This is a genomic window from Streptomyces sp. NPDC024555, assembly GCF_055559335.1.
This window is the reverse complement of sequence record NZ_JBVHKV010000003.1, coordinates 474,915-501,316: the sequence shown is the minus strand read 5'-3', so window position 1 is coordinate 501,316 and position 26,402 is coordinate 474,915. Positions and strand designations below refer to the sequence as shown.

General features: G+C 73.4%; 15 protein-coding genes. 5 read left to right on the top strand and 10 right to left on the bottom strand.

Annotation, left to right across the window (positions count from 1 at the left end):
- Window positions 1–10: 10 nt before the first annotated feature.
- The 5 genes from ACZ4FH_RS07530 to ACZ4FH_RS07510 all read right to left on the bottom strand — a co-directional run bounded on the left by ACZ4FH_RS07530 (window position 11) and on the right by ACZ4FH_RS07510 (window position 14,868).
- Window positions 11–1,066, bottom strand: coding sequence for an MDR family NADP-dependent oxidoreductase (locus tag ACZ4FH_RS07530; RefSeq protein WP_467303018.1), 1,056 nt, complete (start codon window positions 1,064–1,066; stop codon window positions 11–13).
- Window positions 1,063–2,763 carry a phytoene desaturase family protein gene (locus tag ACZ4FH_RS07525; RefSeq protein WP_467303016.1) on the bottom strand — a complete coding sequence of 567 codons (1,701 nt, stop codon included), beginning with the start codon at window positions 2,761–2,763 and terminating at the stop codon, window positions 1,063–1,065. Before ACZ4FH_RS07525 ends, ACZ4FH_RS07530 begins: the two co-directional genes overlap by 4 nt.
- Entirely contained in the window at window positions 2,760–4,442 is a 1,683-nt protein-coding gene (locus ACZ4FH_RS07520) for a phytoene desaturase family protein (protein ID WP_467303015.1), read from the bottom strand. Before ACZ4FH_RS07520 ends, ACZ4FH_RS07525 begins: the two co-directional genes overlap by 4 nt.
- Window positions 4,432–13,863: a non-ribosomal peptide synthetase/type I polyketide synthase gene (locus tag ACZ4FH_RS07515; protein WP_467303013.1), complete on the bottom strand. Its 9,432-nt coding sequence runs from the start codon at window positions 13,861–13,863 to the stop codon at window positions 4,432–4,434. The genes ACZ4FH_RS07520 and ACZ4FH_RS07515 overlap by 11 nt, the downstream gene beginning before the upstream one ends.
- Before the next feature lie 66 nt (window positions 13,864–13,929).
- Window positions 13,930–14,868: a sterol desaturase family protein gene (locus ACZ4FH_RS07510; RefSeq protein WP_467303011.1), complete on the bottom strand. Its 939-nt coding sequence runs from the start codon at window positions 14,866–14,868 to the stop codon at window positions 13,930–13,932.
- Between the two features lie 523 nt (window positions 14,869–15,391).
- Here ACZ4FH_RS07510 and ACZ4FH_RS07505 point away from each other — a divergent pair.
- Window positions 15,392–17,122: a PP2C family protein-serine/threonine phosphatase gene (locus ACZ4FH_RS07505; protein ID WP_467303010.1), complete on the top strand. Its 1,731-nt coding sequence runs from the start codon at window positions 15,392–15,394 to the stop codon at window positions 17,120–17,122.
- Between the two features lie 13 nt (window positions 17,123–17,135).
- Here ACZ4FH_RS07505 and ACZ4FH_RS07500 read toward each other — a convergent pair whose 3' ends face one another.
- Together ACZ4FH_RS07500 and ACZ4FH_RS07495 are read right to left on the bottom strand one after the other, a co-directional pair.
- A complete protein-coding gene (locus ACZ4FH_RS07500) occupies window positions 17,136–18,401 on the bottom strand; it encodes a hypothetical protein (protein WP_467303009.1) in 1,266 nt (421 codons plus the stop codon).
- Between the two features lie 39 nt (window positions 18,402–18,440).
- The gene (locus ACZ4FH_RS07495) at window positions 18,441–18,953 is read right to left on the bottom strand and encodes a SigE family RNA polymerase sigma factor (RefSeq protein ID WP_467303008.1); all 513 of its coding nucleotides are present in this window, start codon (window positions 18,951–18,953) and stop codon (window positions 18,441–18,443) included.
- Between the two features lie 184 nt (window positions 18,954–19,137).
- Here ACZ4FH_RS07495 and ACZ4FH_RS07490 point away from each other — a divergent pair, with 184 nt between their 5' ends.
- Complete coding sequence (locus ACZ4FH_RS07490) at window positions 19,138–19,821, top strand: alpha/beta fold hydrolase (RefSeq protein WP_467303007.1); 684 nt, start codon at window positions 19,138–19,140, stop codon at window positions 19,819–19,821.
- 15 nt (window positions 19,822–19,836) lie between these two features.
- Here ACZ4FH_RS07490 and ACZ4FH_RS07485 read toward each other — a convergent pair whose 3' ends face one another.
- Window positions 19,837–21,021, bottom strand: a complete 1,185-nt coding sequence (locus tag ACZ4FH_RS07485; RefSeq protein ID WP_467303086.1) for an MFS transporter — start codon at window positions 21,019–21,021, stop codon at window positions 19,837–19,839.
- Window positions 21,022–21,277: 256 nt separating this feature from the next.
- On the opposite strand from ACZ4FH_RS07485, the gene ACZ4FH_RS07480 reads away from it, so the two are divergent.
- The gene (locus ACZ4FH_RS07480) at window positions 21,278–21,883 is read left to right on the top strand and encodes a CGNR zinc finger domain-containing protein (RefSeq protein ID WP_467303006.1); all 606 of its coding nucleotides are present in this window, start codon (window positions 21,278–21,280) and stop codon (window positions 21,881–21,883) included.
- Between the two features lie 7 nt (window positions 21,884–21,890).
- Here ACZ4FH_RS07480 and ACZ4FH_RS07475 read toward each other — a convergent pair whose 3' ends face one another.
- Both ACZ4FH_RS07475 and ACZ4FH_RS07470 read right to left on the bottom strand, forming a co-directional pair.
- The gene (locus tag ACZ4FH_RS07475; protein WP_467303005.1) at window positions 21,891–22,439 is read right to left on the bottom strand and encodes a GNAT family N-acetyltransferase; all 549 of its coding nucleotides are present in this window, start codon (window positions 22,437–22,439) and stop codon (window positions 21,891–21,893) included.
- A 136-nt stretch (window positions 22,440–22,575) separates the two neighbouring features.
- A complete protein-coding gene (locus ACZ4FH_RS07470; RefSeq protein ID WP_467303003.1) occupies window positions 22,576–23,358 on the bottom strand; it encodes an IclR family transcriptional regulator in 783 nt (260 codons plus the stop codon).
- A 261-nt stretch (window positions 23,359–23,619) separates the two neighbouring features.
- On the opposite strand from ACZ4FH_RS07470, the gene ACZ4FH_RS07465 reads away from it, so the two are divergent.
- Both ACZ4FH_RS07465 and ACZ4FH_RS07460 read left to right on the top strand, forming a co-directional pair.
- Entirely contained in the window at window positions 23,620–25,251 is a 1,632-nt protein-coding gene (locus tag ACZ4FH_RS07465) for an OPT/YSL family transporter (RefSeq protein ID WP_467303002.1), read from the top strand.
- Window positions 25,252–25,329: 78 nt separating this feature from the next.
- On the top strand, window positions 25,330–26,394 hold the full coding sequence (locus ACZ4FH_RS07460; protein WP_467303001.1) for an S-methyl thiohydantoin desulfurase domain-containing protein: 1,065 nt from the start codon (window positions 25,330–25,332) through the stop codon (window positions 26,392–26,394).
- The last annotated feature ends 8 nt before the right edge of the window (window positions 26,395–26,402 follow it).

Genomic DNA, 26,402 nt, shown 5'->3' with positions numbered 1-26,402 from the left:
TCGGGGGCGGTCACAGTTCGACGAGGACCTTGCCCCGGTGGGCGGCCGGTCCGGCGTAGAGGCCGGCGTAGGCGGCGGGGATGGTGTCGAAGCCGTGGTAGACGGTGTGGTCGCAGACGATCTCGCCGCGCCGGACCCGGCCGCCGAGATCGGTGTGCAGGGCCCGCCAGTTCTCGTCGGTGAACCATTCCAGGGAGAAGATGCCGCGGACGGTGGCGCGCGGGAACATCAGGTACGGCAGGAGCCGGGGGCCGGTGTGCTCGTTGCCCACCTGGGTCGCCCACTGCCAGCAGACCGCCACCTGGGCCCCGATGGTGAGCAGCGGGAACACCGCGTCGGTGACCGCGCCGCCAAGGTTGTCGAAGTACCGGTCGATGCCGTCGGGGGCGGCCCGTGCCAGCGCGTCGCGGACGGTGTCCGCGTCGTCCCCGTGCCGGTAGACGATCACCTCGTCGAAGCCGAGCCCGGTGAGGCGTGCGGCCTTCTCCGGGGAGGAGGTGGTGCCGATCACCCGGGCCCCTTCGAGCGCGGCGAGCTGGCCGACGAGGCTGCCGACGGCACCGGAGGCCCCGCTGATCACGAGGGTGTCGCCGGGGCTGATCGTCATGTATTTGGTGAGGGTCCCCCAGGCCGTCATCCCGGGGCCGCCCATCACGCCGAGCGCCGTCTCCAGCGGCAGGGCGTCGTCGTACCAGCCGGGGTCGAGCCTGCGGTAGGCCGGGAAGACCATGGGGAAGGTGCCGGTCGCCCACGGTTCGGGCGCCCCGGTGGAGATCAGATGGGTGCGCCAGCCGCCGAAGCCCTGGACGAGGTCGCCGACGCGGTGGGCGGCCTCGGGTCCGGCCTCCACCACCTCCATGACGGAGTCGGCGCCCATGTGGCCGCCGAGGGGGGTGTCGAGGGCGATGCCCTGGAGGTAGGGGTCGACGGAGACGTACCGGGTCCGCAGGAGCATCTCGTCCGGGGCGAGGTCGACGTCGATGTGCTCGACGACCTTCTCGTAGACGCGGTCCACGTCGGGGACGCCCTCGACGTGTTCGCGGAGCACCCACTTCTCGGTCTTCATGGCTTCCTCTCCGGCGGTGCGGGGGGACGGACGGGCACGGGGATGACGCGATGGGTCGGCGGGGGTGCCGTGAGGTCGACCGAGGCGGTGAAGGGTCTGCCGTCGTCGCGGCAGACGAACTGCATGACGTGGCGGCCGGCGGCGGCGGCGCGGATGAGGCCGCCGGTGGTGGCCCAGACCCCGGACTGGTAGAAGTCGCGCAGTCCGGGGAAGCCGGGACCGTGCTTCTTGACCAGCTCTTCGAGGGTCTCGCCGCTCTCGACGAAGGGCTGCCAGCCGAGAACCGTTCCGTCGTGGTTGGCGGTGTAGCGGACCTGGGTGAGGGGGCTGGAGACGTCCCGGACCACGATCGCGTCGCGCAGGCCGGGGTGGCGCCGGTCCAGGAAGTCGACGAGGGCTTCCCTGGCCCGGCGTTTCGCCGCGTAGTAGCCGCGTCCGTGCCGTACGGGCAGGGTGTGCAGCTCCTGGCCGCCGCGGACCCGGGTGACCTGTTCGGGGCCCTCGTCCAGGGCCCGCCAGGGGGCGATGTCGCAGAAGTAGGTGGCGTAGACGACGGTGGTGCCCTCCGGGGACAGCTCGGGGTAGTGGCTGCTGCGGAACTGGACGTTGATACTCCGGTGGCGGATGCCGGTCAGTTCGGCGGCCAGCGTCTCGTCGATGAGGTGCGTCGTGCAGGGGTCGCCCTCGGGGAAGGGGCGGTCGAGACCGAGGAAGAGCGTGAAGTAGCCGGGGAAGACCATGCCGGGCCGGTGGATGGTCTCGGTGTAGAGCCGGTGGTAGTCCTCGCCGAGGTACCGGCCCTCCAGGAACTTCATGGCCGTCGTGTAGCCGTCGCAGGCGGAGACGACGATGTCGGCGCGCAGTTCACCGCCGTCGCTGAGCCGGACGCCGACCGCCCGGTCGTCCTCGACGATCACCGACTCGACCTTGGTGTTGTACGAGACCTCGCCCCCGAGCCGCAGATAGCGGGCCTCGATCGACCGGGCGAGTCCGAGGGAGCCGCCCTCGGGGACGCCGGCGGAGAGATTGGCGTGGGAGGCGAGCTGGAAGTGGAAGGGCAGGACCGGGAAGGCCGGGTGCTTCTCGTACAGGATGAAGTTGAACGCCTCCCGCAGCAGCGGATCCTGGAACCGCGCCGAGAAGTCCTTCATCAGGACGGTGATCGTGGTGCGGACGGCGTTGACGTACGGCAGGAACGAGGCGAGCATCCGCCAGCGCTCCCGGCGTCCCATCAGCCCGACGGGCTTGAGGAAGGGATAGACGGCGAGCGCCTTGCGGAAGCTGCGCAGCTGCGCGCAGAACTTCCGCACCAGCCGGGCGTCGGCGGGCGAGAGGGCGGTCAGATGGGCTTCGAGCCGGTCCGGGTCGGAGTAGAAGTGGACGGCCCGGCCGTCCGTGCCGCGCACGATGTTGAAGACGTCGAAGTGGCGGATCTCCTTGCCCTGGAGGGCTCCGAGCTCCAGCCAGATCTGGTGCATCTCGTTGCCGGGGCCGCTGCCGAGCAGCCAGCTGACGCATCCGTCCAGGGTGAAGTCGCCGCGTTCCCAGGCGGTGCAGCAGCCGCCGGGCAGCTCGTGCATCTCCAGGATCCGGGTGCGGTAGCCGTTCATCCGGGCGTAGACGCCGGTGGAGAGGCCGCCGAGCCCGGCCCCGATGATGATCATCGTCTCGCGGGGACGTCCCGTGCCGCGGCTCATGCGTCCTCGCCCTCCCGTGCCGACCACCGGTCGAGCTGGGGCAGGTGTCCCAGCATCCGGGGGTGCCACGGCTCGGTTCCCTCGCTCTCCCAGGCCCGGAACTCCAGGCCGAGTTCGCGGCAGAGGTACTGGACGGCGAAGCGTCCGGTGGAGGCGGCCCGGATCAGACCGCCCATGCCCGCCCACTGGCCGGCCATGGAGAAGCCGCTCAGGCCCGGCAGCCGCATGCGGTCCCGGCCGACGAGCCGCGACGCGACGTCGTCGGCGTCCGAGAACGCCTTCCAGGCGAGGATGGAGCCGCGCAGATTGCCGGTGTAGCGGTGGGTGGTGGCGGGGGTGGCGACCTCCAGGACGTCGATGCGGTCGGCGATGCCGGGGGTGCGCCGTTCCAGGAAGTCCCGGACGAAGTCGGCGACCTCGCGTTTGCGCCGGCGGTACTCCTTGCGGCTCTCGGTCCGCAGCTCCTTCCAGGAGGCGTAGTCGCTGAAGTAGGTGCAGTGCAGGACGGAGTGGCCCGGTGGGGCGAAGCCCCCGGAGTAGCGGGAGCGGGCCTGCACCACGAGGCTGTCCTGGAGCGCCCCGGGCAGCCGGCCGGCGTCGTCCGGGCCCAGGAGGTGGGTGGTGCTGTGCGCCTCGTCCGGCTCCAGGTCGCCGCGCAGTCCGACGAAGGCGGAGACGACGGCGGGGAAGAGGGTGCCGGGGCGGTGCAGCAGGTCGGTGTAGAGCTTGTCGATGCGGGGGCCGGTGTACCGGCCGCCGAGCAGGTCGTAGACCGTGGTGCGGCCGTCGCAGGCGGAGACCACGTGCTCGGCGAAGTACCGGCGTCCGTTGCGCAGTTCGACACCGACGGCCCGGTCGTTCTCGACCAGGATCCGTTCGGCGCGGGCCCGGTAGGTGACCGTGCCGCCCAGCTTCCGGTACCGCTCCTCGACGGACCGGGCCAGGCCCAGCGAACCGCCCTGCGGGAAGCCGGCGTTGCCGTGGTGGGCGGCCGCCATGTTGAAGAGGTACGGCAGCAGCGGGAAGCCCTCCGGGTCCTGGAAGAAGATGTTGCGGAACGCGGTGCGCAGCAGCGGGTCCTGGAAGCGGTCGGCGAAGACGTGCATCGGGGTGGCGGCGGTCCGCCAGAACAGCCGGAAGGCGGGGAGGACCGTGCGCAGGGTCCGGGCCCTCTCCCCCACGGTGCGCAGGGCGGGCGCGGTCAGGAACGGGTACAGCTCGATACGGATGAAGCGCCGCAGGTCCCGGGTGAACGCGCGGATGAGGGGGGCGTCGGCGGGTGACAGCTCCAGGAGGTGCGCCTCCAGCCGGTCGGGGTCGTTGTAGAAGGTGACCGACCGGCCGTCCGCGGCCTCGACCTTGTTGAACAGGTCGAAGTTGGTCACCGATTTGCCGTCCAGGGCGCCGAGTTCGCGCCACACCCGGTGGGCGTCGTTGCCCGGGGCGGTGCCGATGAGCCATTCGATGCAGTAGTCGAAGAGATAGCCCTCGCGCGACCAGGCGGTGCAGCAGCCGCCGGGCAGCACATGCTTCTCGAAGACGCGGGTCCTGGCCCCGCTCATCTGGCCGTAGCAGCCGGTGGAGAGGCCGGCCACGCCCGCGCCGAGGACGATGACGCGGGGCGGGGTGCCCGGGGCGCGCCGCCTGCTGGTCCAGTCGTCCGGGTACTCATCCGCCATGGGCCGCGTCTCCCGTCAGGGCGGACCGCACGAGTGCGGCGTTGCGGGGCAGGTGCTTGGCGTCGAGCAGGTCGGCATGGGTGCCGGAGCCGCGCAGGACGGCGGTGGCGGTGGTGGAGCTGCCGTGCCAGGTGCCCTGCCGGCCGGCGGCGTAGAGCGCGGCCTTGTCCTCGTCGGTGATCACGCTGACGGCCGCGGCGACGGTGCCGGTGTTGGGGGTGCGCCCGCAGAAGGCGAGGTACTCGGCGGCGTGGGCGAGGGTCTCGTGGGCGACGGCCTCGGAGCCGGTGTGTTTGCGCAGGTGCTCGGCGAGTTCGCGCTCGAAGGCGGCGATGCCGGTGGCGTCCGGTTCGTACGGGGTGAGGATGCGGCGGGAGTCGAGGATGACGACATGGCCGACGCGGCGGCCCCGGCGCTCCAGCTCCTTGGCGGTCTCGAAGGCGAGGTTCCCGCCGAGGGAGTAGCCCAGCAGCAGGCAGGGACCGTCGGGCTGGGCGGCCTCGACGAGGTCGGCGTAGCGGGCCGTCTTGCCGTCGCCTGGCAGGTAGTTGAAGCCGATGACGGTGTGGTCGGGGAGATGGGCGGCGAGGCCCCGGTAGACGAGCCCGTGGCCGCCGGCGGGCGGGAAGCAGAACAGGGCGGGGCCCTGTCCGGCGTTGAAGGTGAGGAAGGGCAGTTCCTCGGTGTCCGTGCCGAGCAGCACGTCCTCGACGGTGGCGGCCATGCCGTGCAGGGTGGTGACCTGGTAGAGCCTGCTGACGGGGACGCCGACGCCGAACTCGGTGCGCAGGTGGTGGAGCAGTTCGATGAGCTTGATCGAGCTGCCGCCGAGTTCGAAGAAGTCGTCCTCCAGTCCGACCCTGTCGCGTCCCAGGAGCGCCTTCCAGTGCCGGGCGACGCTGATCTCGTAGAGGGTCACCGGTTCCTCGTGGGGCCGGTCGCCCGCCCCGGCCCGGGGGGCGGGCAGGGCGGCCGTGTCGACCTTGCCGTTGGCCGTCAGCGGCAGGGCGGGCAGTTCGGTGTAGTGGGACGGGATCATGTACGAGGGCAGGGAGCGGGCCAGATGGCGGCGCAGGCCCCGGACGTCCAGGGCGGCGCCGGGCGCGGTCACGCAGTACGCGCAGAGCGCCGCGTCCCCGCCCGTGTCGGTGCGTACGGTGACGACGGCCCGGACGAGCGCGGGCCACTGGGCGAGGTGGGCCTCGATCTCGCCGATCTCGATGCGGTGGCCGCGCAGTTTCACCTGGCCGTCGGTGCGGCCGAGCAGATGGACCCGGCCGCGGGCGTCCCAGCGGGCGAGGTCGCCGGTGCGGTAGAGGCGTTCGGGGCGGGCGTCGGCACTGTGGCCGAGGGTCCGGGTGACGAAGCGTTCGTCGGTCTGGGCGGGGTCGCCCGCGTAGCCGAGGGCGACGCCGGGGCCGCCGATCCACAGTTCGCCGGGGACGCCGGGCGGGACCGGTTCGCCGTGGGGGTCGAGGACGTGGAGGGTGCTGTGGGGCAGGGGCCGGCCGATGGGGACCATGGCCCCGTCCTCCAGGTCGTCGACGGGCCCTTCGAAGCAGGCGCTGTCGATGGTGGCCTCGGTGAGGCCGTAGGAGTTGACGAGCCGGGTGCCGGGTCCGCACAGCCCGGCCAGCCGGCGGTACTCCCCCACGCTCCAGGCGTCCGAGCCGACCACCAGCAACCGCAGGAAGTCCAGCCGCAGCCCTTCGCGTGCGCAGTGGTCCATCACACCGCGCACGACGGCGGGCACGAACTCCGCGCAGTCCACCCGCTCCTGACGCATCGTGCGGTAGAGCCGGGTGGTGTCGAAGAGCAGGTCCCGGTCGGCGAGGACGAGGGTGCCGCCCGAGCACAGGGCGCGCACCAGGTCGCCGGTGAACACGTCGAAGGACGGTTCGGCCATCTGGAGGTGCGTCCGGACGTCGGTCTCCAACCGGTACTCCAGCCGCCAGGCCTCGTAGGCGGAGGCGAGGTTGCGGTGGCTGACGCGGACGGCCTTCGGGCGTCCGGTGGAGCCGGAGGTGGTGATGACGTACGCGGCCGACTCGGGGCCGGCGGCGTCCCCGGGGCCGTCCGGGTGCGGGGCCGTACGGGCCAGGTCGGCGAGGGTCGGCGTCGGGACGGCCCAGGCCCCCTTGTGCTCCGGCACGGTGTCGTCCGCGACGACGACGAGCGCGGCGCCGGTGGCCGAGACGAGGTGGGCGAGCCGGTCGACGGGCTGACCGGGCCGCACCGGGAGGTAGGCGGCGCCCGCCCGGAGCACGGCGAGCAGGGCGACGACCAGTTCGGGCGACTTGTCCAGGCAGAGCACGACCACCGAGCCCTCGCCCACGCCGAGCGTGCGCAGCCGTGCGGCGGTCTCGTCGGCCCGGCGGACCAGTTCGGCGTAGGTCAGCCGGCGCGGCTCGCCGCCCGGGGACGGCAGGGTCACGGCGACGGCGTCGGGGTGTTCGGCGGCCCTGCGGGCGATCAGGTCGTGCACCGGTACGAAGCCGGAGTCCGCGGCCGGTGCGGGGAGCGGCAGGGCCGGGCGGCTCCACCCGTCCAGGAGCCGTTCCCGTTCCCGGCCGCCGAGCATCTCCAGCCGGGACACCGGCCGGTCGCCGGGCGCGCGGGTCATGGCGTCGAGGAGCCGGAGGTAGTGGCCGGCCATGCGGCGGACGGTCTCGGGGAGGAAGAGGTCGGTGTTGTACTTGAACACGCAGTGGAAGCGGCCCTCCGCCTCGTCCTCGTAGACGGACAGGGTGATGTCGAACTGCCCTTCCTCCTCGGGGAGTTCGATGTACTCCAGGCGGTATCCGTACTGCTCGGTCGCCACCTTGTGGGTGAGCAGGATGAACATCGCCTGGAAGACGGCGGAGCGGCTGGGGTCGTGCTGGAGGCCCAGTTCCTCGACGAGGAGGACGAAGGGGTACTCCTGGTTGTCCAGGCCGCCGAGCACGGTCTCGCGGACCTGCCGCAGCAGTGCGGCGACCGTGGGGTCGCCGGTCAGGTCGGCGTGGAGCGGGAGCGGGTTGACGAAGTAGCCGTAGACGGAGGCGAAGTCCTGCCGGGTGCGGCCGGTCACCGGGCTGCCGACGACGAGGTGGTCCTGCCCGGAGTAGCGGTGCAGCAGGAGGTAGTAGGCGCTGAGCAGCACCATGAACGGGGTGACGCCGTGGGCCTGGGCCAGGGCGTGGACGCGGGCGCTGAGGGCTTCGTCGAGGACGAAGAACTCCGAGGCGCCGTTGTGGGTCTGGACCGCCGGACGGGGCTTGTCGACGGGCAGGTCCAGGAGCGGGACCTCGGCCGGCAGGTGGGAGCGCCAGTAGTCGAGCATGCCGGCCGCCTCGGGCCCGGCCAGGAAGGCGTTCTGCTGGTTGAGGAAGTCGAGGTAGCGGGCCGTCACCGGCGGCAGCTCGGGCTCCCGGCCCCGGCGCAGCGCCTCGTACACCGCGAGGAGTTCCTCGATGAAGGTGAAGGTGGAGATGGCGTCGGAGACGATGTGGTGGACGGCCTTCATGATGATCCAGCGGTCCGGGCCCCGCTTGAAGAGGCGGAAGCGGACCAGGGGGTCGTGGGCGAGGTCGTAGGGCTTGCGGTACTCCTGGACGATCGTCGCGTGGATGGACTCCCAGTCCTCGCCCTGGACGTCGAAGAGCGCGACGTCGGCGGGGGCGTCCTCGGAGACCTGCTGCACGGCCTGCCCGTCCGCCAGGAGGAAGTTGGTGCGCAGGGCCGGGTGGCGGGCGATGAGGCGGCGGACGGCCTCGAACATCAGGTCCGGTTCGAGGGCGGCGTGGACCTCGACGGCGCCGCCGATGTTGTACGCGTACCCGTCGGGGTTGAGGTGCTTGAGGAACCAGAGCGCCTTCTGGTTCTGCGTCAGCGGGTAGCACCGCTCGTCCTCGTGGAGGGCGACGGCAGCGGCGGTGCCGTCCGGGCCGCCGGCCGAGGCCAGGGCGGTGAGGCCGTCGTGGAGCTGGGCGGCGAGTTCGCCGGCCGGGGTGCCGCTGAGCAGGGCGACCACGGGCAGGGCGACGCCGAGGTCGGCGTGGACGCGGGCCCGCAGCTCCATGGCGAGGAGCGAGTCGAGACCGAGGGCGCCGAGGTCGGTGGCGGGGTCGACGCGGTCGGGGCCGGTGCGCAGCACGGTGGCGGCGAGCGCGGCGAACCGTTCGGCGACCAGGGCCCGGCGGGCCTCCGGGTCCGCCGCGCGGAAGGTGTCGAGGAATCCGTGGCCGGAGGCGGCGTCGCGGGGCGGGGCGGCGGCGGCCGCGAGGTCGGCGACCAGCGGGGGCGGGGACGGGTACCAGGCGAGGAAGACGGGCCAGTCGACGACGGTGGCGACGACGAGCTGGGCGTGGTCCTGGCCGATGACGCGCTCCAGGACGGCCATGCCGGCCTCCGGGGACAGCGAACTCATGCCCCGGCTGTGCAGATAGTGGTCGACCAGGCCGAGTTCCTCGATCATGCCGGTGGCCCAGGGGCCCCAGTCGAGGCTGAGCGCGGGCAGTCCCTCGGCGCGGCGGCGGTGGGCGAGGGCGTCCAGGAAGGCGTTCCCCGCGGCGTAGTTGGTCTGGCCGGCCGTGGTGAGCAGGGAGGCGATCGAGGCGAAGAGCACGAAGTGTTCGAGGGGTTCGTCCCTCAGGTGCCGGTGCAGGAGGTGGGCGCCGACGGTCTTGGGGTCGTGGACGGCGTCGAAGGCGGCCCGGTCGAGGTCGGCGACGAGGGTGTCGCGGACCTGTCCGGCGAGGTGGAACACCCCGCGGACGGGCGGTGCCCCGCTCGCGCGGTGGGCGTCGAGCCAGCCGGTCAGGGCGTCCTCGTCGGTGATGTCCAGGGTCGCGAGGACGGGCTGGGCGCCGAGCGCCTCCAGTTCGCGCAGCAGGCCCGCGGCCCGGCCCTCGGGGGAGGCGGGGTCGAGGCCCGCCCAGGTGTCCCGGGGCGGCACGGGGGTGCGGCCGACGAGGACGAGCCTGCGGGCCCCGCGGCGGACGAGGGTGCGGCAGAGCAGCCGGCCGAGCGCGCCGAACGCGCCGGTGACCAGATAGCTGCCGTCGGCGCGCAGCCGGGGCGGCAGCGGCCGGGTCAGGGACTCGGCGGGGCGCAGCCGGCCGGTGCGGCGGCCGCCGTCGCGCAGGGCGATCTCCGCCTCGTCGTCGCTCAGGGCCTCGGCGAGGAGGGCTTCGGCCTCGGCCCGGTCGCCGTCGGGGCCGGGCCGCCGCCGGGGGTCGAGGTCGATGAGCTTGCCGGGGTGTCCGATGAGTTCCTGGTGCCGCAGGACGCGGCCGATGCCCCAGGCGGGCGCCCCGAGCGGTTCTGGTCCTTCGCCGGGCAGGGCGGGCTGGGCGCCCCGGGTGACGATGTGGAGCCGGCCCGCGCCGTCCCGGGCCGCCAGGAGCCGGGCGAGGACGATCAGGGAGTAGGCGCCCGCGCCGGTGTGGTCGCGCAGGGCGGTCCGGTCGCACGCGGCGAGGGCGGGGGCGTCGAGGTTCCACAGGTGGAGGACGGTGCCCCGGAAGGGTGCGCCGTCGCGGTCGAGGTCGGCGAACAGGCGGCGCAGGTCGTGGTCGGAGGCGGGGTCGACGGTGTACGCGGAGCCGTCGGCGGAGGCGGTGTAGGCCGTGCCCCGGCGTACGGTGCGGCAGCGTTCGCCCCGGGCGGCGGCGAGGGCGGCGAAGGTGTCGGCGAGGCCGCCGCCGTCCGCGAGGAGCAGCCAGTCGTGGTCCTGCGGTGCCTCGTGCGGTGCGGCCTCGGTCGCGGGCGGCTCGTGGTGCGCGGTGCCGGGGCCGGCGGGGTGGAGCCGGGCGGCGGGCAGGGGCGGGCAGTCGGTCCAGACGGGTTCGACGAGCCAGGAGTCGATGGTGGTGCGGGCGACGGCGGTGGCGGCCTTCTCCACGTCGGCGGCGCGGAAGCCCTCCACGCGGCCCAGCGGAGTGCCGTCGTCGGCGTACAGGGCGATATTGCCGAGGGTGGTGTCGGCGTCGGCGGGGACCAGGGTGGCGTGGGCCCAGAACGGCTGGTCGCCGATGGGTTCGAGGGCGATCTCGTCCAGCGAGAGCGGCAGCCTGATCCCGGCGTCCGGGGCGGGGCCTTCGAGGACGAGGGGGGTCAGCAGGGTCTGGAAGCAGGCGTCGAGCAGGACGGGGTGGAGGTGGTGGGCCCGTGCGTCGTCGCCGATCGCGCGCGGCGGCCGGATGCGGGCCAGGACCTCGCCCGCGCCGATCCACACCTCTTCGACGGCCCGGAAGGCGGGACCGTAGTGGTAGCCGAGGGCGGCCAGCGCGGTGTAGCAGTCGGGGCCCTTCAGATGGCGCAGGCTGCGGGCCCGGATCGCCGGGGCGTCGAGCGGCGGGGTGGTGCGGCGGCGCTGTCCGGTGCGGACGGTGCCGGCGGCGTGGACGGTCCGCTCGCCGTCCGCTCCGGTCGGCGAGGCGATGGTGAAGGTGGCGTTCTCCGGGGAGATCGCCACCTCGACGGTCCGGTCCTCGCCGTCGGGCAGGAAGAGCGCCTTGCGCAGTTCGATTCCGGCGAGGACGGCCGTGGTGCCGCCGGTGAGCCGCAGGACCGCCTGGGCCGCCATCTCGACGTAGCCGGCGGCGGGGAAGACGACGGTGTCCTGGATGCGGTGGTCGGCGAGGTAGGGCAGTTCCTCGGTGTCCAGCCGTGCCTGCCAGGTGGGTTCCGCGGAGTCGGTGCGGCGGCCGAGCAGGACGTGGTCGCGCCGGCCGAGGCGGACCCGGGCGACGGGGGCGGGTTCGGTCCAGTAGCGGTCGCGGCGGAAGGGGTGGCGGGGCAGGGTGACCGGACGGCCGGCGGGCTGGAGCAGCGACCAGTCGACGGGGACGCCCAGGGTGTGGAGCGCGCCGAGCGAGGCGGCGAAGCGCTCGCACTCGTCCTCGCCGCGGCGGATCGAGGGCAGGGTGAGGCCGGTGGTGCCGGTGGTGCCCGTGGTGTCGAGGCATTCGCGGATCGCGTGGCCGAGGACGGGATGGGGGCCGATCTCCAGGAACACCTGGTGGCCGTCGTCGGCGAGCCGGTCGACGGCCGAGCGGAAGCGCACCCGGTCGCGGACGTTCCGCCACCAGTAGGAGGCGTCCAGCTCCTCGCCCCGCGCCGTCCCCTCCGTTCCCGTCAGGTACACCGGTACGTGGGCGGTGCGTGGCTCCAACGGGGCCAGTTCGTGCAGGAGTTCGTCCTTGATCCGTTCCATGACGACGCTGTGGTAAGGCACTTCTACGCTGAGGAACTTCACGAACCGCTGTTCGTCGCGCAGTTCCTCGGCCAGCCGGGTGAGGGCCGCCTCGTCCCCGGCGAGGGTGAGCGCGGTGGGGCTGTTGACCGCGGCGACGGAGACCCGGTCGCGGTAGGGGCGCACGCGGCGCTCCGCCTCGTCCTCGGTCAGGGCGACGGCGAGCATCGTGCCGGTGCCGGCCAGGGTCTGCTGGAGGCGGCTGCGGTGGACGGCGATCCTGGCCGCGTCCCGCAGGGAGTAGACCCCCGCGGCGTGGAAGGCGGCGATCTCGCCGGTGCTGTGGCCGACGACGGCGTCCGGGCGCACCCCGTACGACCGCCAGAGCGCGGCCAGGCCGGCCTGTACGGCGAAGTTGGCGGGCTGGGCGAGCCAGGTCCCGCTCATCCGGGACGCGGACTCGTCGGCGGTCAGCTCCTCGACGAGGGACCAGTCGGCGAATTCCCGCATCGCCCGGTCGCATGCGGTGACGGCGTCGCGGAAGACCGGTTCGCTCTCGAACAGCTGACGGCCCATGCCCCACCACTGGGGGCCCATTCCGGTGAAGACCCAGACGAGTTTCCGGTCGGCGCTCCCCCGGGCCCGGCCCCGCACGATCCGGGGGTGCGGTTCGCCGCGTCCGTGGGCGGCGAGCGCCTCGTCCAGGGAGTCGGCCGAGGAGTAGACGACGGAGAGCCGTTCGGGCAGGTGCTGGCGGCGGTGGGCGAGGGTGTGGCCGAGGTCGTCGAGGGCCGGGGCCGGGCCGTTGTCGCCGGCCAGTTCGCCCCGGATCCCTGCGGCCGCCTCGGTCAGCGCGTCCGGGTGGCGGGCGCTGAGCGGCAGGATGCTCCACGATCTGCGGGCGGGCGGGGCGGGGTGCGGGGCGGGCGGCGCCTCCTCCAGGACGACATGGGCGTTGGTGCCGCCGAAGCCGAAGGAGTTCACCCCCGCGCGGGCGGGTCCCTCGTGGTCGGGCCAGTCGGTGGCCCGGGTCGGGATCTCGTACGGGAGGGCCGCCGGGTCGATGGCGGGGTTGAGGGTCTCCAGGTTGATGTGGGGCGGGATCACCCGGTGCTCGAGGCTCAGGACGGTCTTGATGAGGCCGGCGATCCCGGCGGCGGATTCGGTGTGGCCGATGTTCGCCTTGACCGAGCCGACGTACGCGCGGGCGCCCGGGGTCCGTCCGACGGCCAGGGCGCGGGCCAGGGCGTTGGCCTCGATCGGGTCGCCGACCGGGGTCGAGGTGCCGTGCGCCTCCATGTACTGGAGGTCCCCGGGGGTGATGCCCGCCTCGGCGCAGACCCGGAGGATCAGGTCGACCTGGGCGTCGGGGCTGGGCACGGTGATGCCCTGGGTGCGGCCGTCCTGGTTGACTCCGCTGCCGAGGATCACCGCGTGGATCCGGTCCCCGTCCCGCACCGCGTCGTCCAGCCGCTTCAGCGCGACCAGGCCGACGCCTTCGGCGCGTACGTAGCCGTCGGCGGCGGCGTCGAACGTACGGGAGCGGCCCCCGGGCGACAGGAAGCCGCCCTTCGTCTCGGCGACGGTGTACTGCGGGGCCATGTGGAGCAGGGTCCCGCCGGCCAGCGCGAGATCGCTCTCGCCGTTGTCCAGCGCCTGGCACGCGAGATGGACGGCGACCAGGGAGGAGCTGCACGCGGTGTCGACGGAGAGGCTGGGGCCGCGGAAGTCGAAGCAGTACGAGATGCGGTTCGACACCATCGTCATCATGGTGCCGGTCGCGGTGTGGGCGGCCAGGGTGGTGAAGTCCAGGTCGGCGAACTGCAGGATCTTGTAGTCCAGGGTGAACGCCCCCACGTAGACCCCGACGTTGGTGCCCGCGAGCGCGTCGGGCCGCTGGCCGCCGTCCTCCAGGGCCTCCCAGGCCACTTCGAGCAGCTTGCGCTGCTGCGGGTCCATGTGGTGGGCCTCGCGGGGGCTGATGCCGAAGAACGCCGGGTCGAACGCGTCGAAGCCGTCGATGTATCCGCCGCGCCCGCCCACGAGGCGCCCGGGTTTGTCGCGGTACCGGCTGCCGAGGGTCGCCACGTCGTAGCGGTCGGGCGGGGTGGGCGTGATGCAGTCCTTGCCCGCCACCAGGTTCCGCCAGAACGTGCGGTGGTCCGAGGCCCCGCCGGGCAGGCGGCAGCCCATCCCGACGATGGCCACCTTGGACCGTAACGTCCGGTTGTTGGCGTCGGACATGTCGAACTCCTCACGTGGTGGTGGAACGTCGGGGGCGGTGCGGGTCGCGGGCGGGTGTCCCGCCGGTCAGGGCCGGGGGCCCGGCGCGGGCCGGCGTCGCCAGGGGTGCAGGAGGGCGGCCAGGACCTCGCCGGTACCGGGGAAGGCGGCGGGGTCCTGGAGGCCGACGGCGGCCGGTGCGCGGCCCGGCCGCCAGGTGAAGCTGCCGAAGAGGTGGTCCCAGCAGGACAGGTCGGAGCCGTAGTGGCCGGCTTCGGCCAGATCGGTGCTGTGGTGCAGACGGTGCTGTTCGGGGCTGGCCAGCAGATGGTTGAGCGGTCCGATGCGGACGTCGATGTTGGCGTGGACGAAGTAGCCCTGGGCGGCGACGAAGAGTCCGGTCACCAGCACGGCGGGACGGGAGAACCCGACGAGGGCCAGGGCCAGCTGGACCAGCCCCTGTGCCAGGACGATGTCCAGGACGTGGTTGACGCCGTTGTTGGCGACATTGACCTTCTCCGGCACGTGGTGCACGCCGTGCAGCCGCCAGAGCAGCGGGTTGCGGTGGCCCAGCCGGTGGACGAGATAGCTGGCGAGCGATCCGGTGAGGAGGGCGCCCGGGATCTCGACCCCCAGATGGTGGGTCGGCTCCGCCGGCGAGATGAGGCCGACGGCCAGCGAGACGAGCAGTTGCGCCAGTCCGCTTCCGGCCATGGTGAGCAGGAAGTAGAGGCCGTAGAGGCGCCACTCCTCCTTTCCGGGGTGCCAGGTCGGCTCGTAGGGAATCAGCCGTTCCAGCACGACGAGATAGGCGATGACCCCGATGAGGAAAAGCGGGCTGACCCAGGCCGGATCCCATCGCTCCCGCACCGCGGACACGCCCACGAGAATGACCGCGAGGAGCAGGACCGGATAAGCGGTCACACAGAGAAATCGAGCCATGGAATTACCGGCCGCCCCGCGACGGGAAACCGAATGACCGGCCGAATAGATTTCGCCATCGGCGGCACGCTCACGCTCGTCCATCCGTGACCCCCACAGGAGACGGTAACCGAAAGAAGGAACGATGCAGCCCATCAAGGCAGGTCAGATCAGCCCTGGGCGCATCGGTGAACCCGGGGAGCGACCCCGGACCCGAACGGAAAGATTTCAGACGCCCGGCCCCGACAGAATTCGGCCGTGGCGTGAACCGATGCCTCTACCCCCATCGGCCCAGATCATTTATTTCCCGATCCCACGGCTTTAACCATGCCCGACTCCGAGAAATTATCCGGCCTTATCGGATGCGGTCGGCAATAGGAGAGGAGTCCCATGGAAGCGTCGCACGCATTTATGTGAGGAATTACTTCGTAGGATCATCGATGCACTGCGGGACAGCGCATTTCGGTGCGCCGGTCCGTGCTCGTTGCGCCGGGGCGCGCGTCCGGGCGCGGAGCGGGACGCCGGCCCGCGCGACGCGCCCCGGATCGCGCGAGGGCGCCGCCCCCCGGCTGGCGCGCCCCGCCGTGCGCCTCGATGCTGTTCACACACGGCACCGAGAGGGCCCGCTATGCCCATGGACGACCCCGCTCCGGCGGACGGCGCGCGCTCCCGTCTGGAACTGCGGGCGATCCGTGCGCTGCTGGACGCGCAACGGCGGAGGATCACCGCCTACGCGGCGCTGCACCGCGCCGAGGGCGAGGCCCGCGTCCCCTGTGTGTCGGCGGAGGGGCTCGTCGTGACGCCTCCCGGGGGCCAGGACGTGCTGGACGCGCTGCCGATGGCGGCGCTGCTCCTGGAACCCGTCTTCGACGCGGACGGCGAGCTGCGGGACGCCCTGATCCTGGGCCGCAACGCCCTCGCCAACGTCTATGGGACCGCGCGCACGCCGCTGGGCCCGGCCGCGCCCCCGGGCGGACCGCATTGGCTCTTCGCCCGCTACCCGGCCCTGGCCGGCACGGCGGTCCCCCGGATGCTGACCGAGGCGTACCGCGAGGGCGCACCGCAGGGGCCGGAAGGCGTGGAATGGCTGGCGAACACCCGCACGGGGCCGGTACGGGGCAACGGGGAGGCGCGGATCGCCCCCTGCGGCCGCCACTTCCTGCTCACCTGGGAGCGGGGCAGCCGCCTCCGGATGGCCGTCGCCGCGCAGCGGCTGGTGCACAGCTGCTGGGCGGAGTGGAATCTCGGTGATCCCGGGATCCTGCCCTCACGGGGATTCCGGCAGGTCCTCGGACTGGCGGAGAGCGACCCCGTACCCGATCTGTACGAGCTGGCCGCCGCGGCCCAGCCCGCCAGTCTGCCCGCGCTGTACCAGACGCTGTACGACGTCATCCTGCGCAAGCGCACCACCGCGTGCGAGCTGCGCCTGCGCGGCCGGGGCCGGAAGGTGTTCCGCATGGTCGCCGAGCCCGTGCGGATCGCCCCGGGGAGCCTGACGTGGGCGGTGCGGGCCGTGCTCGTCGACGTGACGGCGGATCTGCGGCGCCGCGAGGCGGCGCGGCGCGCGGAGCGCGAGGCCCGGCGGGAGCACGAGCGCGCCGAGGCTGTCGCGGAGATCGCCGATGTACTGCGCGAGGCGGTGCTGCCCCACTTCCAGGACGAACTGGACGCCTACGGTCTGCAGGCGGCGGCCGTCTACCGCCCCGACGCCCGCGAGGCCGGGGTCGGCGGGGACTGGTACAAGGCCCGCAGACTGCCCGACGGCCGGCTCCTGATCGCGCTGGGCGACGCCCGGGGCCACGGCCTCGCGGCGGCCACGCTGATGGCGAAGCTGCGGTACGCGCTCGCGGGGCTGGCCTACACGGAGGAGCCGGTCGAACGGCTGACGCAGTGGCTCAACGAGGTGGCCTGCGCGGACGGCACCGAGTCCACCGCCACCGCGGTCATCGCCCGGTTCCATCCCGAGCGCGCGCTGCTGCGCTGGACCTGTGCCGGCCACCCGCGCCCGGTCCTCGTGCGCGGCGGCCGCGCGGTCCCGCTGCCGATGACCGGCACGGGACCCGGGCCCCCGCTGGGTGTGCTGTCCGGGGTGGGGTACGACGCCACCGAGTCGCTGCTGGAGATCGACGACATCGTCCTGATCTACTCGGACGGCCTCACCGAACGCCGCCCGGCCGATCCCGACCGGGACACGCTGCGCTTCCTCGAAGCGGCGGACCGCTGCTTCGAGGAAGCGGCCCCGGGGCCCGGTCACACCGGGCTCCAGGACTACGTCGAACGGCTCGTGGCCCGGCTGGACGGTCCCCACCGGACCGACGACGCGACCCTCCTCGCCCTGCGGCGGATCGGGACCGCGTAGCGGACGGCGGTCGCTACTTCCCCGCCCAGACCCGGTTCGTGGCGATGGACCGCAGCTGTGCCATCGTCAGGGCGGGCTCCTCCCGGGTGGCCTTCGTGTTCTGCGCGCCGGAGTTGAACGCGGAGATCACGACCCGCAGACCGTCCGTGCGCAGGGTGTCCACGGTCCACATGTTCACGCCTTCGCCGCCCTTCTCCCCCGGGCCCTGGTGGGAGACGACCTTCATCCCGTCGGGCAGGACGTCCGCACCGCCGAACAGGTCGCCCTCGACGTCGGACATGCCGGGCTGCACATTGATCTGGACGAGGGAGGCGCCCTTCCCGTCGTCCACGACGACGTACGCGAAGCCCTCCTCCCCGTTGCGGGCGGTCACCTTCGCGGAGGACGGCAGCAGCGCGGTGAGCTTGCGGAGGATCGCCTCGCCGTCCTGGCCCTGCGCCGGGGGCTGCCGCACGGGCTCGCGGGGTGCCTTCTCCAGGGCCTGCATCACGGGCCGCCAGGCCTTCGACGTCACGAGTGCCTTCAACTGCGCGGCACTGAGCGGCGGTTCGTCGCGCGTGGTGGCGGCGTCCTTCTCCGCGGGGGCGTTCCACTCACTGGCGTCGACGGTGTAGCCGTCGCGGGTCACGAGGTAGGCGTGCCACCACTTGGTGTCCACGCGCTTGTCGGGGTACTCGTAGCCCCGCAGCACCATCAGGCGGGAGCCGTCGGGCAGTTTCTCGCTGCGGCAGGAGTCGTACGGGACGTAGACCTTGTCGGGGCAGGCGAGCTGGTCCTCCGCCTCGCTGCCGGACGGGTCGACGGCGCCGATGGACACGCCGATGGCGGCCTTGCCCCGGCCGTCGTCGTGGACGAGGGCGGCCATGGGCCCGCCCGGGTCACCGGTGCCGCGTGACGAGCGCTCGGTGATCTTCCCCTTGGGCAGCAGTCCCTCCAGTACGGCGCCGACCTGCCGCCCCGAGAGCTGGGGCCCGGTGCCGGCCGCCGACGCGGCGGAGGCGGCGGCACCGCTCGCCGCCGGCCGCGCGGCCACGGGTGCGCCGCCCGGCTCGTGGCCGAAGGCCCCCGTGGCGTACGAGGCGCCGAGGCCCACGACGGCCAGCGCCGCGACGCTGCCGGTGACGGCCGCGGCCCGGCGCCGCCGCACCCCGCGCCTCCCGCGGTCGACGCCGCCGTCCACCAGCGGGACGCCGTCGGCGGAGAAGGTCTCCCCCGTGCGGCGCAGCGCGTCGCCGAGTCCCGTCTCGAACGGGTCCCGTTCCTTGTCTGTTCCGGACATGCCCTACCACCCTGTGTCGTCTTCGTCGGTTCCGGCTGATCAGCGGTCGGCGTACTCGGCGAGGCTGCCGCCCAGGAGCGTCCGCAGCCGGGCGAGTGCCCGGGTGCTGCGGGTGCGTACGGCCGCGGAGCTGACGGAGAGGGCGTCCGCGGTCTCGGTGACGGACCGGTCCTCCCAGTACCGCAGCACGACCACCGCCCGGTCCTTCGGCGGCAGTTGCCGCAGCGCGTCCAGGAGGGTGATCCGCAGCGAGGTGTCGGCGGAGGCCGTCGTCCCCGCGGTCTCCGGTATCGCGTCGCTGGGCCGTTCGCCCGCCGAGCGCCGCCGCCGGTGGGCGAGGAAGACCCGTACGAGCACGGTCTGCGCGTACGCGGCGGGGTTGCCGAGCGTGGCGCTCCGGCCCCACACCACGTACATCCGTCCCAGCGTCTCCTGCACCAGGTCCTCGGCGAGATGGGTGTCGCCGCTGGCCAACAGGCACGCGGAACGGAACAGATGCCCCGTGCGCGCCTGCGCGAACTCCCGGAAGGCTCCCTCCTGGGACCGCCTCATCCGCCACCCGTTTCCCTGGCCCGACCGCTTACATCCCTACAGATGCGGCAGGGGTGAGGAAATGTTTCATGCCGATCCCGTGGATCTGCGCGCGGGCCGCCGGATCCGGCGGCGGGGGCGTTGTCAGTGCCGGCGGGTAGCGTGCGGGCACGCCCGAACTTCCTCCACCTGCCCGGGAGACACCATGGACATTCTGCTCATCGCCGGTCTCTGGCTCGACGGCTCGGCCTGGGACGAGGTCGTGCCCGGACTGACCGCGCTGGGCCACCGGCCCGTCGCCCTCACGCTTCCGGGCCAGGGCGACGGCGCCACCGCCGCGACGCTGGACGAGCAGGTGGCGGCCGTGGTCGCGGCCGTGGACGCCTCCCCGGGCAGACCGCTGGTGGTCGGGCATTCGGCGGCGGCGACGCTGGCCTGGCTGGCCGCCGACGCACGGCCCGCGAAGGTCGCGAAGACCGCGCTGATCGGCGGCTTCCCCGCCCCCGACGGGCGCGCGTACGCCGATTTCCTGCCGATCGGGGACGGGCAGCTGAGGTTCCCGGGGTGGGAGCCCTTCGAGGGCCCGGACGCGGCCGATCTGGACGGACCGGCCCGGAAGGCCTTCGAGGCCGCCGCGCTCCCCGTTCCCGAGGGCGTGGCCAGGGGGGTGGTGCGGCTGACGGACGAACGCCGCTTCGCGGTGCCCGTCGCCCTGGTCTGCCCGGAGTTCACGCCCGCCGAGGCGAAGGAGTGGATCGCCGCGGGCGACAGTCCCGAGCTGGCCCGCGCCGCCGACGTCACGTACGTGGACATCGACTCGGGGCACTGGCCGATGTTCACCCGCCCGCGGGCCCTGGCGGAGGTGCTGGCGGCGGTCGCGGAGGACTAGGATCCTTCGTTTGGATCATGCTGGGCTCCGCTCCCAGGTCGACGCGGTGACGTTCCTCAGGAAGTAGACCGGTGTCACGGCCGTGACCAGGGCGAAGACGGCGAAGGCGGTGCGCATGCCGCCGAGTTCGGCCAGCAGGCCGACGAGGGCGGCGCCCAGCGGCATGGCGCCGAAGGTGAACAGGCGGGCGGCGGCGCCGTAGCGGCCCTGCATCGTGTCGGGGACCGCGCGCTGGGCGAGGGTGCGGGCGTTGACGGACCAGAGGGTGCCGCCCATGCCGCCGAGGAAGGCTCCGGCGGCCACGGCCCAGATGGTGGTGGTGAGCGCGGGGAGGGCGACCATCGCGGTGGTCCCGAGGAGGTCGGCGAGCATGGCGCGGCGCACGCCGAGGAGCCGGTTCACCCACGTCACGGTGAGCGCGCCCACGAGTCCGCCGACGCCGAGGGCGCTGAGGACGAGGCCGTAGCGCTGCGGGCCGAGGCCCATGACCTCGGAGGCGTAGAGCGGGATCAGCGCCAGCCAGGCGCCCCAGACCGCGCAGAGCACGGCGACGACCAGGGACAGGGTGCGCAGGACGCGGTCCCGCCACAGGAAGCGCAGCCCCTCGGTGATCCGGCCGTCGGCCGCCGGGCTCGCGGGGTCCGCGTCGGGGCGGTGGGGCCGGAAGCGGCCGGCCAGCAGGAGCAGGGCGAGGGCGGCGACGGCGTACGAGGCGCCGGCCAGGCCCAGCGCGAGGGCGGTTCCGGCGGCGAGCAGCAGCCCGCCGACGAAGGGTCCCACGAACTCCTGGCCCACCGTCTCGGCGCCCACCATCCAGGCGTTGGCGCGCTCGCGCCCCTCGTGCGGCACGGCCGCGGGGACCAGGGCGGAGGCCGCGGTCGAGGCGAGGACGTCGGCGGTTCCCAGCACCGCCCCGGCGGCGAGGAGCACGCCCAGGGCGGGACCGCCGGACAGGGCGGAGACGAGCAGCCAGCCGGTGGCCGCCACCCGCAGCGCGCCGGCGGTCCAGAGCAGCCGGCGCCGGTCGTGGCGGTCGACGAGCACGCCGACGTGGAGCGCGACGAGCAGCCACGGCAGGGTCACCGTCAGGGAGACCGCGGTGACCTGGGCCGGCGAGCCGGTGAGCCGGGCGGCGAGGAGCGGAAGGGTCATCTTCAGCACCCCGTCGGCGAGGTTGGTCGCCGCCGTGAACCCGACCAGGACCGCGGTGTTGCGGCGGCCGGTGTCCGCCGGCCGTCTCGTCCCCGTCCCCCCGGCCGGTGTCGTCTTCCCGCTGCCGGACCGTACGGGCACTCCTGTGGCCACGGTTTCCGCCTCCCCCTCGCCCACCTGTAACCATCTAACGGCTTAGACAGTGAAAGTACTGTGGCGCACACTCCCGCCCTCGCGCAACCGGTAAAACGGTTAGCCGGTGAGCGGGGGTAGGATGGCGGTCGATCGCGGGAGGTGACGCGCCATGCTGGAACCGCCGGCCTCGGCCCGTCTGGTGGAGGCCTTCGCCAACACGGTGGACGTGGAGGAGGCGAGCGACGAGATCGCCACCCCTCAGGGACTGTCCGCCTGGCTCGTGGGGCGCGGTCTGTTGGCCGCGCCCGAGCCCCTCGCCCCCGCCGTCCACGGCGACTATCTGGCCCTGCGCGCGGGCATCCGCGAGGAGTTGGGCGCACATGTCGGCGATGCGCCCGATCCGGAACTGCTCGCCGGGGCGGACCGGGTGCTGGCCCGGCATCCGGTGCTGGTCACCGCCCGGGGCACACTGACCCCCGGCCCGGGGCTGCCCCCGGAGCGCGGCCCGCTGGCCGTTCTGGCCCTCGCCTGGAGCGAGTTGGTCACCACGGGGGACGCGGCGCGCCTCAAGCGCTGCGCGGAGCACAGCTGCGCCTGGGCGTTCTGGGACGTGTCGAAGAACCGCAGCCGGCGCTGGTGCTCGATGCGCGTCTGCGGGAACCGCAACAAGGCACGGTCCTACGCGTCGCGACAGCGGCGCGGCAACGGCGCCGGTGCCGAGTCCGGTGCCGGTGCCGGTGCCGGTGCCGCGGAAGGCGCCCCCGGCACCGGCTGAGCGCCGGTCAGCGGCGCACGCCGAACCACTGCTCGGCGCCGTACTCCTCGAACCGCTCCACCTCCGTGAAGCCCAGCTTCACCGCGAGGCGCATCGCCGGGGCGTTGGCGGTCCGGGTGGTGAGGACGACGGGTTCTCCGGCCCGCGCGCCGGCGCACCAGCCGAGGGCCGCCTCGCAGGCCTCGGTGGCGTAGCCGTTCCCCCAGGCCTCCGGCAGGAGCAGACAGCCGAGTTCGGTCTCGCCGCCCTCGGGACGCACCCGGCCCCGGCGTTCGGGGGTGCGGCGGTCCAGGGTGACGATGCCGATCATCGCGCCGTCGCGGGCGGCCACGAAGAAGCCGGGGCGGCGGCCGGGCACCTGCGGCATCGCCCGTTCCAGCGCGTCGCGCGGCTGTGCGCCACCGGTGTGCGCGCCCACCTCGGGCGAGGAGAACAGCTCCAGGAACGCGGCGCGGTCGCGGGCCTCGGAGGGGCGCAGCACCAGGCGTCCGGTGCGGATCGGGGCGGGGGGCCATGCCTCGTGGGCGGCCGTGCGGTCCTGTCCGGGTGCGGTCATGGCGGGCAACCTATCCCAGGCCGGGCGGGGGTGACGGGCTGTCACCCGTATCGCTCCGGCCGCTCGCACCGTACTCCCGGATTCCGCGAACGGGTTCCAGGATCCGGAACTCGTACCGGCTGCGGTTCCGGTGGGGTCAGCGGGCCGTCGCGGTGTCCACGTAGCGCAGCCAGTAGGGATCGCCGATGCGCTTGCCGACGCGCAGGGCGGCGTCCCGGACGGCCCGGCCGAAGCGCGCCGCGTTCTCGTCGTGGACCTCGGGGGCGGGCAGGGCGATCCCGATGCCGAAGACCTGGCCGGTGTCGCCGTCGAGGACGGCCGCGGAGATCCCGGCGACCCCGGGCACGTACTCGCCGCGCGAGGAGTCCCAGCCGTCGGCGCGGACCCGGGCCAGGCACGCGGTCAGCTCTCCGGGGGTGCGCGGGGCGGATCCGGTGCTCTGTTCCAGACGGGCGTCGACGAGCCGCAGCACCTGGGCGTCGTCGAGGCGGGCGAGCAGGGCGCGGCCCATGGAGCTGGCGTAGGCGGGGGCCCGGGTGCCGGCCGGGGTGTAGGCCTGGAGGGCGCCCGTCGTACCGATGCGCATGTGGAGCACCAGCGACTCGGCGCCGTCGAGCACGTCCACGTATCCGGTGTATCCGATGTCGGCGACGAGCCGGGCCAGCTCCTCCTCCAGGAGCGAGGCGGTGCTGCGCGAGGCGCGCAGATGGTACGAGGCCTCCATGACGAGGGGGCCGGGGCGGTAGGCGCGGCTCACCGGGTCGCGGTCGAGGAAGCCGTGATCGGCCATCATGCTCAGCGTCCGCGACACCGAGCTCTTCGGCTGCTCCAGCGCCGCCGACACGTCCGTCACGGTCAGATCGCGCTGCAGCCGCGCCATCAGCTTCAGGACGTCGCGCGCGTTGGCGAGTGTGCTCACCGTTCTCCCGCCTCCCCCGGGTGCCCCCGAGTCGTGTCGTCCGATCGTAAGCGCCCCGGCGCCCCGGCCCCGACCGGCCCTCGTCGCACCGCGGGACCGCCCACATGGCGAGAAGCCCGGGAGCGGCCTTGACGGCGCAGTCCGCCGTAGGCATGATCCAGGAGATCCAGATATTCACACCCTGTTCCATATTTTAGAACTGTCCGGCGGGGTCCGACAACAGGCCGCAGGACTCCGCCCCACACGGAAGCACCGGGAACCATGACCACTGACGCCCCGCCCCAGGCCGGGACCTCGTCCGCCGAGCACGGCGGACGGCGCCATCCCCGCGCCCTGGCCCCCGGCAATCTGATCCTCACCGTGGTGCTCAGCGTGTTCGGCGCCGTCGTGGGCGTGCAGCTGCTGGCCACGCTCGGCGTCACCCCGAGCACCTCGCTGATCGGCGCGCTGGCCGCGATGACCCTGGCCCGGCTGCCGTTCGTGGTGTTCCGCGGCTTCCGCTCGGTCCACGCGCAGAACCTGGCGCAGACGAGCATCTCCTCGGCCACGTTCGGCGCGGCCAACAGCCTCTTCCTGCCGATCGGCATCCCGTTCCTCTTCGGGATGGACGACATGATCGTCCCGATGCTCGTCGGGGTCTCCGCCGCGATGCTCGTCGACGCCTGGCTGCTCTACCGCATGTTCGACACCCCGGCCTTCCCGGCGGCGAACCCGTGGCCGCCGGGGCTCGCCGCCGCCGAGGCCATCAAGGCGGGCGACGAGGGCGGCCGGCGCGCGAAGGTGCTGGGCCTGGGGCTGCTGACCGGTCTGGCCGGTGCCGTGTTCACGCTGCCGATGTCGGCGTTCGGCGTGGCCCTGATCGGCGGACTGGGCGCCATGGCGGCGTTCGGGACGGGGCTGCTGTTCACGCAGTACGCGGACCCGCTGTTCGGCCTCGACCTGAACAGCATGTACCTGCCGCAGGGCATGATGATGGGCGCCGGTCTGGTCGCCCTGGTCCAGGTCGGCCGCACGGTCCTCGCGGCCCGGCGCGCGCACGCACCCCGCGGCGCGGGGGCCGCGGCCGAGGACGCCGGGGACGGCGCACACCGGCTGGGCCGCTCCCTGCGGCTGGGCTTCGGCGCCTACCTCGTGATCTCCGTCCTGCTGGCTTTCGGCACCGGCGCGGCCGCCCACATGTCCCCCGGCATGCTGATCGGCTTCCTGCTGTACGCCTCCGTCTCCGCCTTCCTCCACGAACTGCTCGTCGGCATCGCCTCCATGCACTCCGGCTGGTTCCCGGCCTTCGCGATCGCCCTGATCACCCTGCTCCTGGGCATCCTCATCGGCTTCCCGCCGGAGGCCCTGGTCGTGCTGTCCGGCTTCACGGCCGCCACCGGACCGGCCTTCGCCGACATGGGCTACGACCTCAAGGCCGGCCATCTGCTGCGCGGCGAGAACGCCGACCCGGCCTTCGAGCTGGAGGGCCGGCGCCAGCAGCTCGTCGCCGCGATGATCGGCTTCGTCGTCGCCATCGCCGTCGTCCTCGTCTCGTACCGGATCTTCTTCGACAGCGGCCGGACCGCGCCGATCGACGCCGCGTACGTGGCCGCGATCAAGGCGGGCCCCTCGGCCGAGACCGCCCGGCACCTGGCGCTGTGGGCGGTCCCCGGGGCGCTGGTGCAGCTGCTCGGCGGACCGCGGCGCCAGCTCGGCATCCTGCTGGCCACCGGACTGCTGATCACCACCCCGATGGCGGGCTGGATGGTCGCGGCCGGACTCGCCGTCCGCGTCCTGGCCCCGCGCCTGCTCGGCCCGCAGGCCAAGGACGATCTGGAGGTCTTCGCCGGGGGCGCGATCGCCGGTGACGCCCTCTACTCCTTCGGCAACGGCGTGTTCAAGGCCGCCAAGTAGCCCTCTCTCACCCTCCGCACCCCCTCACCCCCTCACCCCCTCACCCCCCGCACCGAAACACCCTGGGAGACCCCTCCGATGAAGCGACAGCTGACCCATGACGACCTCCGCGCGGCCGTGTACGGCGGTGCCGTACTGGGCGGTGGCGGCGGCGGGTTCGTCGAGCGGGGCCTGCGCACCGCCGAACTGGCCCTCCAGGTGGGCACGCCCGAGCTGTGGACCGCCGACGAGTTCGCGGCCGACGACCTGACCGCGACCGTGGCCCTGGTCGGCGCCCCCGCCGCGCCCGACCCGCAGGTCCTGCCCACGCATCTGCTGCGCGCCCTGGAGCTGCTCCGCCGCGAACTGCCGCGCGAACTGGTCGCCGTCCACACCAACGAGAACGGCGCCGAGACCACCGTCAACGGCTGGTTCCACTCGGCGATGACCGGTCTGCCCGTCATCGACCTGGCCTGCAACGGCCGCGCCCACCCCTCCAGCGTGATGGGGGCGATGGGTCTGCACCACGAGGACGGCTACCGCTCCAGCCAGGGCTACGCGGGCGGCAAACCGCACGCCTATGTGGAGGGGGCCGTCTCCGGCGGTCTGGAGGCCACGTCGAACGTGGTGCGCCGCGCCTCCGTCGAGGCGGGCGGCTGGGTGGGCGTGGCCCGCAACCCGGTCGAGGTGGGCTACGCGGTGCGCAACGGGGCCCCGGGCGCCATCGGCTTCGCCCTCGCGCTCGGCCACCGCTTCCTGACGGACGGCCCGGCCGGTGCCGCCGCGCATCTCGGCGGCGACATCGCCGTGACCGGCACGGTGCGCACGTACCGCTGCGCGCAGCGCGAGGGCCTGGACGTGGGCGTCGCCGTCCTGGACGACGCGGCCGGCACCACGCTGCACTTCGTCAACGAGTACATGGCGCTGGACGTCGACGGGGAGCGCCGGGCCTCCTTCCCGGACCTGATCACCACCTTCGACGAGGACGGGCAGCCGCTCGCCTCCGCCGACGTCGCCGTGGGCACGCGGCTGAGCGTCCTGGTCGCCCCCGCCGAGAACCTGCTGCTCTCCACGACGATGTACATGCCCGAGGTGTACGCCCCGGTGGAGGAACTGCTGGGCGTCCGCTTCGCCCCGGGGGCGAAGGCCCTCTCCCGCGTCTGAGCCGGACG

Excerpts from the sequence above, each read along its gene's own strand:
- ACZ4FH_RS07530 (WP_467303018.1), bottom strand. The coding sequence starts at position 1,066 with ATGAAGACCGAGAAGTGGGTGCTCCGCGAACACGTCGAGGGCGTCCCC.
- ACZ4FH_RS07525 (WP_467303016.1), bottom strand. The coding sequence starts at position 2,763 with ATGAGCCGCGGCACGGGACGTCCCCGCGAGACGATGATCATCATCGGG.
- ACZ4FH_RS07520 (WP_467303015.1), bottom strand. The coding sequence starts at position 4,442 with ATGGCGGATGAGTACCCGGACGACTGGACCAGCAGGCGGCGCGCCCCG.
- ACZ4FH_RS07515 (WP_467303013.1), bottom strand. The coding sequence starts at position 13,863 with ATGTCCGACGCCAACAACCGGACGTTACGGTCCAAGGTGGCCATCGTC.
- ACZ4FH_RS07510 (WP_467303011.1), bottom strand. The coding sequence starts at position 14,868 with ATGGACGAGCGTGAGCGTGCCGCCGATGGCGAAATCTATTCGGCCGGT.
- ACZ4FH_RS07505 (WP_467303010.1), top strand. The coding sequence starts at position 15,392 with ATGCCCATGGACGACCCCGCTCCGGCGGACGGCGCGCGCTCCCGTCTG.
- ACZ4FH_RS07500 (WP_467303009.1), bottom strand. The coding sequence starts at position 18,401 with ATGTCCGGAACAGACAAGGAACGGGACCCGTTCGAGACGGGACTCGGC.
- ACZ4FH_RS07495 (WP_467303008.1), bottom strand. The coding sequence starts at position 18,953 with ATGAGGCGGTCCCAGGAGGGAGCCTTCCGGGAGTTCGCGCAGGCGCGC.
- ACZ4FH_RS07490 (WP_467303007.1), top strand. The coding sequence starts at position 19,138 with ATGGACATTCTGCTCATCGCCGGTCTCTGGCTCGACGGCTCGGCCTGG.
- ACZ4FH_RS07480 (WP_467303006.1), top strand. The coding sequence starts at position 21,278 with ATGCTGGAACCGCCGGCCTCGGCCCGTCTGGTGGAGGCCTTCGCCAAC.
- ACZ4FH_RS07475 (WP_467303005.1), bottom strand. The coding sequence starts at position 22,439 with ATGACCGCACCCGGACAGGACCGCACGGCCGCCCACGAGGCATGGCCC.
- ACZ4FH_RS07465 (WP_467303002.1), top strand. The coding sequence starts at position 23,620 with ATGACCACTGACGCCCCGCCCCAGGCCGGGACCTCGTCCGCCGAGCAC.
- ACZ4FH_RS07460 (WP_467303001.1), top strand. The coding sequence starts at position 25,330 with ATGAAGCGACAGCTGACCCATGACGACCTCCGCGCGGCCGTGTACGGC.